We start from the raw sequence: 12224 nt of genomic DNA, 5'->3' as shown, positions 1-12224 counted from the left end.
CTGAACGCAACGGTCTGAACGCAAACGGGCGCGGCCCTTTGCAGAGCCGCGCCCGCCAGACAGGGCGTGTGGTTACGCCCTGAAAATCAAGTCCGTGCTTACTTGGCCACGGCTTCCAATGCAACGGTGATGGTCACCTCGTCGCCCACGTTGGGGACGTACTTGCTCAGGTTGAAGTCTGAGCGCTTGATCACGGTTGTGGCATTGGCACCCACGGCTTCTTTTTTCATCATGGGGTGCAGCTTGGTGGCGAAGTGCGTCACCTTCAGCGTCACGGGCTTGGTGATGCCTTTGATGGTCAGGTCACCTTCAATGGTGGTGGGCTGGTCGCCTTCAAACACCACTTTGGTCGATTTGAAAGTGGCGGTGGGGTATTTGGCAGTGTCAAAAAAGTCTTCGCCCTGGATGTGGCCGTTGAACACAGTCGAGCCGGTGTTCACAGAGGTGGTGTCAATCACCACATCCACCGAAGCCGTTTTGGCCGCTTTGTCCAAGGTGACCGTGCCGGTGGTTTTGTCAAATTTTGACAACTGCACCGACAAGCCCATGTGCTGGTACGAGAAGTTGGGGAAAGTGTGGCCGCTATCGACGGCGTAAGTCACGGGGGCCGCAATGGCCGAGGTTGCAAAAGCGCCAGCCAGGGACAGGGCAGCGGTCAGTTTTGTCAGATGACGCATGGTTTTCCTTTTCAAAGGGTTGCAAAAAAAGAGAGGGATAAACAACCAGGGGGTTATTTGGCAGTGAGCTGGAAATGCACCACCACATCATTGGCAACGATGTCAAACGCTTTCCACGCCCCCTCGCCAATGGAGAAAGCACCGCGTTGAATGGTCAGCTTGCCTTCAAACACGCCCTGGCCCGCTTTTTCCGTGAAACGGGCGGGCACGGTGACGGTTTGCTTTTGGCCTTTGATGGTCAGGGTGCCCACCACTTCGTACTCGCCGGCCGTGGGCAGGGCTTTGACGCTGGTAGATTCAAACCGGGCTTTGGGAAAGGCGGGGGTGTTGAACCAGGTCTTGGTGGCCAGCTCGTCATTGGCCTCGTCGTTATCGACATCGACGCTGGCCAAATCCACTTCCAGCACGGCGCTGGCTTTGTCGGCATGCGCGGGGTCAAAGCGCAACTGGCCGCTAAAGGCTTTGAACACGCCTTGCATGCCCACACCCATTTGTTGGTAGTCAAAAGTGATTTTGCTGGCCTGGGGCTGCAGCTGGGTGTATTCGGCCGCTTGGGCGCTGGTGGCAAAAAGCAGGCCGGCCGCCCAGGCCAAGCTGACAATACGGAGTGGTTGGCGTGGTTGCATAAAAAAAATCCTGTTCAAAAAGAATCCGCTGGCCGGGCGAGAAAAGCCCAAACATCTGTTTTACGTGCGCCGTGGCAGCATGCGGGTGAGCACATCGTCTTTGTCAAACCAATGGTGCTTAAGCGCTCCGGCAACGTGGGCCAGCAGTACGGCAATTAGCGTCAGATTCAAAACGGCGTGCAAAGTTTGCAAAGCATTGCCAATTTCTTTGTTTTTCTCCAACAGGTCGGGCAGCGGCAGCACGCCAAACCATACCGTCTGGATGCCTTTGGCCGAGCTCATCAGCCAGCCCGACAGCGGAATGGCCACCATCAGCGCGTACAAAGCAAAATGGCCCAGCTTGGCACCCCAACGCTCCAGCGTACTCATGTGGCCAGGCAAGGCCGGCGGTTGGTGGGTGGCCCGCCAGACTAGGCGCAGCAGCGCCAAGAAAAACACCGTCACCCCAGCCCATTTGTGCCAAGAATAAAACTGCAATTTTTGCGGCGACAGCGGCAAGCCTTGCATGTAAAAGCCCAAGCCCAGCAGGCCGAAAATCATCAGCGCCATCAGCCAATGCAAGAGTTTGGCAGTCGCATCGTAATGGGCGGAAGGGGTGTGGAACATAAGCACAGATCGCAACGAAAACAATTAAAAAGAGTTGAAACTATAGAGGATTCAACTTTAAAGAAATAGTGGACAATCGCCAAAACTTTATTGCCAGGGTAGCAACAATGAGCCGCTTTGATGCCATGCAACACTTTATCCGGGTGGCCGATTTGGGCAGCTTTGCCGCCGCCGCTGACCAATTGGGCGTGGCCCGCTCGGTGGTCACCCGGCGCATTGCGGCGCTGGAAGAGCATTTGGGGGTCAAGCTCATTACCCGCACCACGCGCAAACTTACGCTGACCAGCGCCGGGGTGGTGTATTTAGAGCGCTGTCGGCGCATTTTGCAGGCCATCGATGATGCCGAGTCCGAGGTCATGGCCTCCAGCCAAACCCCGCGCGGCCAAGTGCACATGGGCGTGCCGGTCAGCTTTGGCGTGCGCTGCATTGCCCCGCTGCTGGCGCGGTTTCACCAAGCCTACCCGCACATGGTGCTGACGCTGGACTTCAACGACCGCACCAGCGATTTGATCGATGAGGCCATGGACTTGGCCATTCGTGTCAGCACCGAATTGGCCCCCGGCATCGTGGCGCGCAAACTCAGCCAAGGGCGGCTGTTTACGGTCGCCTCGCCGGGGTATTTGGCCCAGCACGGCACCCCTGAGCACCCCGATGATTTGCTGCACCACCGCTGCCTGGGTTACACCGGGCGGGCCCATAACCGGCCCTTGTTGTTCCAAGTCAATGGCCAAGCGCATACGGTGGCCCCGCCCTATGTGCTGCAAGCCAACAATGGCGATGCCCTGGCCTTGGCCGCCGAGCAAGGCATGGGGGTGACCACACAGCCGGACTTTATCGTTGAAGAGGCCCTGGCCAGCGGCACACTGCAGCCCATCTTGCAAGACTTTGCCCCGCCGCCGTTTGGCATTTATGCCGTGCTGCCCAGCAATCGCCTGCTCACCCAGCGCCAGCGGGTGGTGATGGACTTTTTGGCCCAGGCCCTGCGCCCCGCAGGTCACGGGGCATAATTGCGGGTTTACTCGGAAATTGTTCGAGCTTGTTTAGAGAACTCACCATGGATCCCTACCCCAGTTGGTAGCTTCCTAGGCTCTTGGCGCATGGTTGCACGGGGTCTGGGAAGCGCATTCACCTTTTCGCCCCCTTGCCCCTTTTTTCCTCACTCTCTCACAGCCTTGGAGGAGAGCGCCATGCTCAACGTCTTTACCCTGTCCAACGGACGGCTGGTTCAAGTTGAAATCGACCAACTCAGCGATCTGGAGCAGCTGCAGCCCATTTGGGTGGACATGGAGTCGCCCACACGCGAAGAAAAACGCTGGGTCAAGCAGCACTATGGTCTGTCCATTCCCGAAGATGCCACCGGCGAGGACATCGAAGAATCGGCCCGCTTTTACGAAGAAGACAACGGCGAGCAGCACATTCGCAGCGACTTTTTGATCGACGACGAAGACGAAAGCCGCAGCGTGCGCGTGGCGTTCATCTTGAACCAGCGCAACACCGAGCTCAAAAGCTGCGGCGTGCTGTTTTCGATTCGCGATGAAGACATCCCCGTGTTTCGCCTGCTGCGCATGCGCGCGCGGCGCGTGCCCGGCCTGATTGACGATGCCAAGGATGTGCTGCTGGCGCTGTTTGATGCCGACGTGGAATATTCCGCCGATGCGCTGGAAGGCATTTACGACGATCTGAAAAAGGTCAGCGCCCAGGTGCTGGAGGGCAGCATCACCGACACCTATGCCCAAGAAGTGCTGGCCGACATTGCCTGGCAGGAAAACTTGAACGGGCGCGTGCGCCGCAACATGCTGGACACGCGCCGCGCCGTCAGCTTCATGATGCGCAGCAAGATGCTGGATGCCGAGCAGTTCGAGGATGCGCGCCAAATCCTGCGCGACATTGAATCGCTGGACAGCCACACGCAGTTTTTGTTCGACAAGATCAACTTCCTGATGGACGCGCTGGTGGGTTTTTTGAACATCAACCAGAACAAGATCATCAAAATCTTCTCGGTGGCCAGCGTGGCGCTGCTGCCGCCCACGCTGATTGCCAGCGTGTACGGCATGAACTTTCGCTTCATGCCCGAGCTGGAATGGAAATACGGCTACGTGTACGTCCTCTTGCTGATGGTGGCCAGTGCCGTCGGCCCCATGATGTATTTCCGGCGGCGCGGATGGTTGAAATAATATAGCTGCTTGCGCTTGTAATACGCCATATTTTTGGTTAAATATCAAAAATATGGCGTGAATTAAGCGCAATAAGCTATGTAATTCGCCGCACATCCACCAGGGCAATGCGGCGCTTGTCCATTTCCAGCACTTCAAAGCGCAGGCCTTCGGCCTCCACCACCTGGCCCACGGCGGGCAACTGCTCCAGATGGTCCAGCAAAAAGCCCGCCAAGGTGCTGTAGTCCTCGCTGTGCGCCAGGGTGTAGATTTCGGTCGCCGTCTCCAGCGCGTGCAAATCCACCTGGCCATCCACCACCCAGTGACCGGGGGCCTGGGGCTGGATATCGGGCAGTTCACCCTCTTCCGGGAATTCGCCGGCAATGGCTTCGAGCAAGTCGATGGGCGTGACCAGGCCCAAAATAGAGCCAAACTCATCACTGACCAGCGCAATTTGCGCCCGCGAATGGCGCATTTGCTCCACCAGCTTGATCACGTTCACCGAGGTCGGCACCACCAGCGGCTGGCGCAGGCTGCGGCTTAAATCAATCGACCCGGTTGCCAGCACATCGGCCAACAGATCGCGGGCGCGGGCCACGCCGCTGAGCTTGTCCAGCTCTCCGCTGGCCACGGGGAACAGGCCGTGGCGGGCCTGCAGCAATTGCTCGCGCAGGGCCGCGCTGTCTTGCTCCAGGTCGATCCATTCAATGTCGGAACGCGGTGTCATGACCGATTGCACACTGCGCTCGGCCAGCGAGAGCACGCCGCTGACCATGTGGCGCTCTTGCTGGCCAAAGGCCTGCTGTGCCTCTTCGGCACCGACGGGGCCATGGCCATCGCCAGTGGCGCTGGCGCTAGAGCGGCCCCCCAGCATGCGCAAAATGGAGTTGGCGGTGCGCTCGCGTAAGGGAATGCGCGCCTGGTAGCGGCGCAGGTTGCGCTGGGCCCATTGGTTGAAGAACTCGATCATGATCGAGAAGCCAATGGCCGCATACAGGTAGCCCTTGGGCATGTGAAAGCCCAGGCCTTCGGCCAGCAGGCTCAGGCCGATCATGAGCAAAAAGCTCAGGCACAGCACGACCACGGTGGGGTGGGCATTGACAAAATCGGTCAGCGGCTTGGAGGCCAGCAGCATCACGCCCATGGCAATGATGACCGCCGCCACCATCACCGGCAGGTGATCGACCATGCCCACGGCGGTGATGACCGAATCGAGCGAGAACACCGCGTCCAACAGCACGATTTGCGTGACCACAACCGAAAAACTGGCCCAAACGCGGGGCCCATTGTGGGTGTGGCTGACCCCTTCCAGGCGCTCGTGCAGCTCCGTGGTGGCCTTGAACAGCAGGAACAGGCCACCCACCAGCAAGATGAGCGAGCGCCCGGAAAAATCGAGCGCGCCAATCGAGAACAGCGGCGTGGTCAGTGTGACCAACCACGAGACGATGGACAGCAACCCCAGGCGCATGAGCAGGGCCAAGGTCAGGCCAATGACGCGGGCGCGGTCGCGTTGTTCCGGGGGGAGTTTGTCCGCCAAGATGGCGATGAAGACCAGGTTGTCCACCCCCAGGACAATCTCCAGCACGATCAGGGTTAAAAGCCCCAACCAAATCGAAGGGTCAGACACCCAGGCCAGGCTCAGCGCATCCATGCGTGGCCTCCTGCCAAGGGGCTAAAGAAAAGAGGGGGAGTGGCTGCAGTAGCCAAAGAAGGTGAAAAAAAATTAACACGTAGCGCACACGGGCGCGAGGGAGGAGGTTTCATAGGGGGTGTATCTTATCGAAGATGAAAAAATCTTACCGTATGCAACAACGAGAAAACAAAACAAGGGTTACGACTGCGCCATGCGCTGAAACAGGCCGCCTGGCAAGCTGGCGACCAGGCCTTCGAGCTCCAGTTCCAGCAGCTGTGCTTGCAACAGCGCAGCGCTCCAACCCGTGCGGGCGGCCAGGGCATCCAGGCCCACAGGATCAAAGCCCAGCGCCTCCAACAAGCTGGCTTGCTCGGCCGTGCAGCGGGCCACGGCCAAGGACGGTGCCGCTGGCACCGGTGGCGCCAGCGGCAAAGCCGCCGTGTGGGCCAAGGCCTGGGTGCGCGGCAAGCTGGTCAGCTCTTCCAGAATATCTTGGGCGGTTTCGACCAGTTTGGCCCCTTGCCGAATCAAGGCATGGCACCCCTTGGCCTGCGGGGCGTGAATGGAACCAGGAATGGCAAACACCTCGCGCCCTTGCTCGCTGGCCAAGCGGGCGGTAATTAAAGAGCCAGAAGCCAGGGCCGCCTCCACCACCAAGGTGCCGCACGACAGACCCGCGATGATGCGGTTGCGTTTGGGAAAGTTGGCCGCCAGCGGCGGCGTGCCCAAAGGAAATTCGCTCAGAATCAAACCGTGTTGGGCGATGCCTTGCGCCAGTGCTTGGTGCTGACGGGGGTAGATTTGGTCCAAGCCCGTGCCGACCACCGCAATGGTGGCCAAGGCGGTGGTGCCGTGGGGCACCGCTGCCAAGGCACCGGCATGGGCCGCCGCATCAATCCCGGCGGCCAAACCCGAAACCACGGTCCAGCCTTGCTGCACCAGATTGTGGGCAAAGGCATGGGCGTTGCTGCTGCCTTGCGCCGTCGGGTGGCGTGAGCCAACAATGGCCAAGCACTGCGCCATCTGCACCAAGGGGCCACCACGGTGGGCCAACACGCCAGGGTGGCCCTGCACGTACAGCAGCAGCGGCGGGTCTTCAATTTGCAGCAGGCTGGGCGGGTAGCGCGGGTCGGCCAGGGTGATGATGTCGCGCCCCACCCCGGCTGGGGCATTGTGCAGCCAGGCCCACGCTGCAGAGCAGCGTTGGGCAAACTGCTCGGGCAACTGGCCCAGGTGGCTCGCTTGCCGGGCGGTGATGCACGCCTCCCAGGCTGCACGCGGTGCCGCAAAAATCTGCTCGGGCCCGCCAAACCGGGCCAGCAGGCGGCGCGCGCTGGCATTGCCAATGCTGGGGGTCAGCAACAGGCGCAGCCAAGCGGCCAGCTCCTGTGCATCCCATTGCGCAACCACCATGGCCAAGCGCGGCGGGGGCCGGTGTTACTGGGGGTTGATGAGCTTGTCGCCCACCAACACGCCTCGGCGCACGTCCATCACCAAGACGTAGGAGATGCGGTCAAACACGCGAAACACCATGCCCGTGCCGTTGGCCTGGTCGGGCAGTTGCACTTTGTCTTTGCGGCCTTCGGTTTTATCGAGCATCTGGCGGCCTTGCGAGATCAGCGACAGCACCATGCCCGGCTCCATGCCATCGACCTCGCCTTTGTTAATGCTGACCACCTGGTTTTCGGTGCCATAGCGCAAGGCGTTGCTGGTGTACAGGCTGACCACCCGCGCCTCCACGGGGTCTGCGGGCGCGTGCGGGGTAAAGCTGTGGTACTGGCGCGGCGGCTCCGGCAACAGGCGGTCGCCTGGGCGCATTTCTTCTTTCACTTGCGCGACATGCAAGATGGCCGGGGTGTAGGCGAGCTCGGCGGCCTTGGCCGTTTCGGTATTGGCAGCCTCGGGCGTGGCGGCAGCGCTGACGGGGGTTTCCGGCGCTTGCAGCTCGACCTTGCCCAGGTACTGCGCCTCGTAGCCCAGCACTTCTTGGGTGAGCGGGTCTTTGAGCGGCTTGGCATCGCGAAATACGCGGTACAGGCGCTGGTCGTCATCCAGCGCAACAAAGGGCTGGCCCGTCGGGCCACGGGCATAGACCTCATCGCCCGGGCTCATCAAGAGGCGCTCATCCGCGCTGGCAATCAGGCGTGGGGCCTGCTGCAAGGTCAGCTCTTGCACGATCAGGGGTTCGGCCAGGAAGGGCTCGATCAAATGCATCTGGATGGTGGGAATGGCCAGATCGGCCAGACTTTCTGAGCGCACGCGCGGCGACAGCTTGACGGTTTCATTGCCACTGCGGCTGGTGCGCAGGCGGGCGTAGCCACCACTGCGCTCCAGGTACAGGGTTTGGCCAGGGTAAATGCGGTGGGGGTTGGCAATGGCCTGCATATTCATGCCCCACAGCTCGGGCCAGCGCCAAGGCTGGCGCAAAAACAGGCCAGAGATGCGCCACAGCGTATCGCCCTTGCGCACGGTGTAGCTGTCGGGGGCGTTGGCCGCCAAAGCCGAAAGCGGCACCCCTTGTTGCGCCACTTGCTGGGCAATGGCTTGTTGCTGGGCGGTGACCGGGTGGCTTTGCGCCCCGGCGTTGCCGGCGCAGACAGCGGCAACGATGGACAGTGCGCACGTAGAGGCAATGGCTTTCATCGAATTTTCTTTCCTTAGCAAACTCACAACGGCGACAAAAACGCGTGCATACACAGGGTCCGTTGCAACAGAGCAACCGCAGATTCTGTGGGCAAGGCCCAGATAGGGCAATGATTATCCGGGTCAGTTTCTGCATCCTGTGGGGAAAGTGGCCAAAATAACGACAGTATTTGTTTGAAACTGTTATGGCACTGCTCCCTATTCTTTCGTATCCCGATCCGCGCTTGCACAAAGTCGCAACCCCCGTGGCCCAGGTTGATGCGCGCATCCGTGCGCAAATTGCCGACATGTTCGAGACCATGTACGACGCGCACGGCATTGGCTTGGCGGCCACGCAAGTGGATTTTCACGAGCGGCTCATCGTCATCGACGTTTCGCAAGAGCGCGACCAGCCGCTGGTGCTGATCAATCCCGAAATCGTTTGGGCCAGCGATGAAACGCAGATCAATGAAGAAGGCTGCCTGTCCGTGCCCGGCATTTACGACGGGGTCGAGCGCCACAGCGCCGTCACCGTGCGGGCGCTGGACGAAAACGGTGTCAGCCGCGACATTGCCGCCACAGAACTGCTGGCCATTTGCATTCAGCACGAGATGGACCACCTGATGGGCAAGGTGTTTGTCGAATACCTCTCGCCACTCAAGCGCAACCGCATCAAAACCAAGCTGATCAAGCAACAAAAAGAAGCGGCCAAAGCATGAGGGTCGGTTTTGCCGGTACGCCGGAATTTGCCAGCACCGCGCTAGAGCGCATTGTGGCGGCGGGCTTTACCGTGCCCTTGGTGCTCACCCAACCCGATCGCCCGGCCGGGCGCGGCCTGCAGTTGCAAGCCTCGGCCGTGAAGCAAACCGCCATCGCCCACGGTATCCCCGTGGCCCAACCGCGCAGTCTGCGCTTGGATGGCAACTACCCAGACGAGGCCCAAGCGGGCCAAGCCGCCTTGCAGGCCGCCCAGCTCGATGTGCTGGTGGTGGCCGCCTATGGCCTGCTGCTGCCGCAGTGGGTGCTGGATTTGCCCCGGCTGGGCTGCCTGAACATCCACGCCAGCTTGCTGCCGCGCTGGCGCGGTGCCGCGCCCATCCACCGGGCCATTGAAGCGGGCGATGCCCACACCGGCGTGACCATCATGCAAATGGATGCGGGCCTGGATACCGGCGCGATGTGCCTGGTCGAGCGCCTGCCCATCGCCCCCGATGACACCACGGCCAGTCTGCACGACAAACTGGCCGCGCTGGGGGCCGAGATGATTGTGCAAGCCCTCACGCAAGCGCAAACCGCCCCCTTGCCGCAAACGCCCCAGCCCCTGGACGGCATCACCTACGCCCACAAGATTGCCAAGGACGAGGCCTGGCTGGACTGGTCGCACAGCGCCCAGGTGCTGGAACGTAAGCTGCGGGCCTTCACCCCGTTTCCGGGTGGCGCGGCGCAGTACAGCGGAGAGACCTTAAAAATCTGGCAAGCACACGCCCAAGCGCAAGCACACAACGCCCCGCCCGGCCAAGTGCTGGCCGCCGATGCGCACGGCGTGGTCGTGGCCTGTGGCAGCGGCGTTTTGTGCCTGACGCAATTGCAACGCGCCGGGGGCAAGCGCCTGGCGGCGGGCGATTTTTTGCGCGGTTTTAGCCTGCCGGTGGGCAGCCAGCTGCAGCGCCCGTAAGCAGAACAGGTGACGGGGTGGGCCGCTGGCACTGCCCCGCCAGTCCGGGGCGGCGCTTACCCCTGATCGAGCAAGGCCAGCGCCGCCAAGGGCGCAGTTTCGGCCCGCAGCACGCGGGGGCCCAGCGTAATCGGGGCAAAGCCTGCGGCCAAGGCGGCGGCTTCTTCTTGCGGGCTTAAACCGCCTTCGGGGCCAGAGAGCAGCACCACCGGCCCCGCTCCCGCTGGCACCGCTTGCAGCAACGGGCGGCTGCCCGGGGCCAGCGAGAGCACGGCGCGGCTTTCATGCGGCGGCTGCGGGTGATCGGCCAGCCACTGGGCCAGCGTGACCGCTGGGTGAATGACCGGCACCTGGTTGCGCCCGCACTGCTCGCAGGCGGCCACGGCCACGGCCTGCCAATGGTCGCGTTTTTTCTCGCCGCGCTCGCCTTTGAGTTTGAGCACGCTGCGCTCGGCCAGCAGGGGGGTGAGGCTGGCCGCGCCCAGCTCGGTGGCTTTTTCTACCAACCAATCCATGCGCTCGTTGGCGGTGATGCCGGCCAGCAAATGCACCGGGCGGTGGTGTTCGCACTCCAGCGCCTCGTGCGCCACCAGGCGCACTTGCACATGGCTGCGGCCCATTTCGACAATCTGCGCTTGCCATTGGCCGTGGGCAGCAGCGCCGTTGAACAAGATGATGGCATCGCCAGGCTGCAAGCGCAACACTTGCACATGACGGGCGGCACCCGCCGGCAGGTCGAACTGGGCACCAGCGGCCAAAGGCAAGGGGCAATAAAAGCGGGGCATATAAAAAAAGAGCGTTTACCGCTTGTATTTCATCATTTTAATGATGTTTATATAGTTAAATGCTTTATTTACAAGCGCAAATAGCTATTCAATTTAAACCCTGCCGTAAGCGTAGCCCACTTGCGGCTGGATATTTTCAATCTGGTCAATCAAGCGCAGCAGCGGCCCCAGCTCGCGGTAGCGGCTGCAGGTGCTGCGCAGGTAGTGGATAAAGCGCGGCGCATCGGCCAGGTATTTGGGCTTGCCATCGCGCAGCGTCAGCCGGGCAAAAATGCCGGCCACTTTCAGGTGGCGCTGCAGGCCCATCCATTCGACGGCGCGGTAAAACTCGCCAAAGTCTGCGCCCCAGCCGCTGGCACTGGTTGAGCCCACCAGGCCGGCCTTGCGGGCTTTTTCCCAGTAGCGCACGGTGATGTCGATGACGAAATCCTCGTCCCAGCTGATAAAGGCATCGCGCAGCAGGCTGGCAATGTCGTAAGTGATGGGGCCGTACACCGCATCCTGAAAATCAAGCACGGCCAGCGGTTGGGTGCGCGGGTCGGTGGGCACCATGAGGTTGCGCGTCATAAAGTCGCGGTGGACAAATACGCTGGGCGCGGCTAGGTTTTCGGCCACGATGCGATCGAATGCCTGGGCCAGGGTGGCGCTTTGCTTGTCATCCAGCGTGTACTGGCGATGCTGGGCGATGTACCAATCGGGGAACAGTTGCAGCTCGCGACGCAGCAGGGCCTCGTCGTACGCCGGCAAAACATCGGGGCGCGAGGACAGCTGCCAGGGCAAGAGCAAATCGCTGGCGTGGCGGTACCAGGCCTGGGCCTCTTGGGGCTGCTGCTCGTCCAGGATGTCGATCAAGGTCTGCGTGCCCACATCCGAGAGCAACATGAAGCCCTGGGCCTCGTCCCAATCGAAAATTTCGGGCACGCGCAAACCGGCGGCCTGCAGCAGTTGCTGCACCTGCACAAAGGGGCGGCAGTTTTCTTTGTCGGGCGGCGCATCCATGACGATGCGGCTGGTGCCTGCGCCCGTATCAATGCGCAGATAGCGCCGAAAACTGGCATCGGCCGAAGCCGGGCGCAGCGTGTCGGGCCGCAAATCTTGGGCTGGCGCAATGCGCTGCAGCCAAGCCGCAAAAGCGCTGGCGCGTTGCGAATCCGCCCAAACAACGGCGGGGGAGTGATTTTGAAGAGGGAGGGTGGTAGTGCTCATGGATAATCGGCATTCTACAAACCCACTTTGCGCCCTGGGCGCAGCCCGGCCGCCTCCACGATCGCCTCCCACCGTTGTTCACCATTTTCCCCACCGTGCTTGTTCGTCCACGCCCCCAGCCTCCTGAGCATTCTGTGCGCCGCCACCTGCGCCGCACCGCCGTGGCTTGCGCAGCGGCCGCTGCCCTGACCGCCCAGGCCAGCACTTGGGATGCTCCCCTGCCCCCGCCCCAGCTCAAAGC

At 61.5% G+C, this 12224-nt stretch carries 12 protein-coding genes; 4 read left to right on the top strand and 8 right to left on the bottom strand.

Going from position 1 to position 12224, the window contains the following annotated elements; all coding sequences use genetic code 11:
* Positions 1 to 98: 98 nt before the first annotated feature.
* The 3 genes from J1777_RS01010 to J1777_RS01000 all read right to left on the bottom strand — a co-directional run bounded on the left by J1777_RS01010 (position 99) and on the right by J1777_RS01000 (position 1909).
* Positions 99 to 668 carry a YceI family protein gene (locus J1777_RS01010; protein WP_423220528.1) on the bottom strand — a complete coding sequence of 190 codons (570 nt, stop codon included), beginning with the start codon at positions 666 to 668 and terminating at the stop codon, positions 99 to 101.
* 62 nt (positions 669 to 730) lie between these two features.
* Positions 731 to 1303 carry a YceI family protein gene (locus J1777_RS01005; RefSeq protein ID WP_207573973.1) on the bottom strand — a complete coding sequence of 191 codons (573 nt, stop codon included), beginning with the start codon at positions 1301 to 1303 and terminating at the stop codon, positions 731 to 733.
* Positions 1304 to 1363: 60 nt separating this feature from the next.
* Positions 1364 to 1909 carry a cytochrome b gene (locus J1777_RS01000; protein WP_207573972.1) on the bottom strand — a complete coding sequence of 182 codons (546 nt, stop codon included), beginning with the start codon at positions 1907 to 1909 and terminating at the stop codon, positions 1364 to 1366.
* Between the two features lie 125 nt (positions 1910 to 2034).
* On the opposite strand from J1777_RS01000, the gene J1777_RS00995 reads away from it, so the two are divergent.
* Positions 2035 to 2916 carry a LysR family transcriptional regulator gene (locus tag J1777_RS00995; protein WP_242700324.1) on the top strand — a complete coding sequence of 294 codons (882 nt, stop codon included), beginning with the start codon at positions 2035 to 2037 and terminating at the stop codon, positions 2914 to 2916.
* A 180-nt stretch (positions 2917 to 3096) separates the two neighbouring features.
* Positions 3097 to 4083 carry a magnesium/cobalt transporter CorA gene (gene corA / locus J1777_RS00990; RefSeq protein WP_207573970.1) on the top strand — a complete coding sequence of 329 codons (987 nt, stop codon included), beginning with the start codon at positions 3097 to 3099 and terminating at the stop codon, positions 4081 to 4083.
* 76 nt (positions 4084 to 4159) lie between these two features.
* Here the strand turns inward: corA and J1777_RS00985 are convergent, their stop codons facing one another.
* From J1777_RS00985 to J1777_RS00975, 3 genes are all read right to left on the bottom strand, one after another.
* Complete coding sequence (locus tag J1777_RS00985) at positions 4160 to 5698, bottom strand: TerC family protein (protein WP_207574106.1); 1539 nt, start codon at positions 5696 to 5698, stop codon at positions 4160 to 4162.
* Between the two features lie 195 nt (positions 5699 to 5893).
* Entirely contained in the window at positions 5894 to 7108 is a 1215-nt protein-coding gene (gene dprA / locus J1777_RS00980; protein ID WP_207573969.1) for a DNA-processing protein DprA, read from the bottom strand.
* A gap of 24 nt (positions 7109 to 7132) precedes the next feature.
* On the bottom strand, positions 7133 to 8338 hold the full coding sequence (locus J1777_RS00975; protein ID WP_207573968.1) for a LysM peptidoglycan-binding domain-containing protein: 1206 nt from the start codon (positions 8336 to 8338) through the stop codon (positions 7133 to 7135).
* A gap of 185 nt (positions 8339 to 8523) precedes the next feature.
* On the opposite strand from J1777_RS00975, the gene def reads away from it, so the two are divergent.
* Together def and fmt are read left to right on the top strand one after the other, a co-directional pair.
* A complete protein-coding gene (gene def, locus J1777_RS00970) occupies positions 8524 to 9036 on the top strand; it encodes a peptide deformylase (protein WP_207573967.1) in 513 nt (170 codons plus the stop codon).
* The gene (gene fmt, locus J1777_RS00965; RefSeq protein ID WP_207573966.1) at positions 9033 to 9992 is read left to right on the top strand and encodes a methionyl-tRNA formyltransferase; all 960 of its coding nucleotides are present in this window, start codon (positions 9033 to 9035) and stop codon (positions 9990 to 9992) included. Before def ends, fmt begins: the two co-directional genes overlap by 4 nt.
* A 56-nt stretch (positions 9993 to 10048) precedes the next feature.
* Here fmt and J1777_RS00960 read toward each other — a convergent pair whose 3' ends face one another.
* Both J1777_RS00960 and J1777_RS00955 read right to left on the bottom strand, forming a co-directional pair.
* Positions 10049 to 10777 carry a 16S rRNA (uracil(1498)-N(3))-methyltransferase gene (locus tag J1777_RS00960; RefSeq protein WP_207573965.1) on the bottom strand — a complete coding sequence of 243 codons (729 nt, stop codon included), beginning with the start codon at positions 10775 to 10777 and terminating at the stop codon, positions 10049 to 10051.
* Positions 10778 to 10870: 93 nt separating this feature from the next.
* Positions 10871 to 11983 (bottom strand): aminoglycoside phosphotransferase family protein, encoded by a 1113-nt coding sequence (locus tag J1777_RS00955; protein WP_207573964.1) that lies wholly within the window; start codon positions 11981 to 11983, stop codon positions 10871 to 10873.
* Between the last annotated feature and the right edge of the window lie 241 nt (positions 11984 to 12224).

This window comes from Comamonas denitrificans, from assembly GCF_017368815.1.
Lineage (GTDB): Bacteria > Pseudomonadota > Gammaproteobacteria > Burkholderiales > Burkholderiaceae_C > Comamonas > Comamonas denitrificans.
Note: the sequence above shows the minus strand (reverse complement) of the source record. Positions and strands in the feature narration are given on the sequence as shown.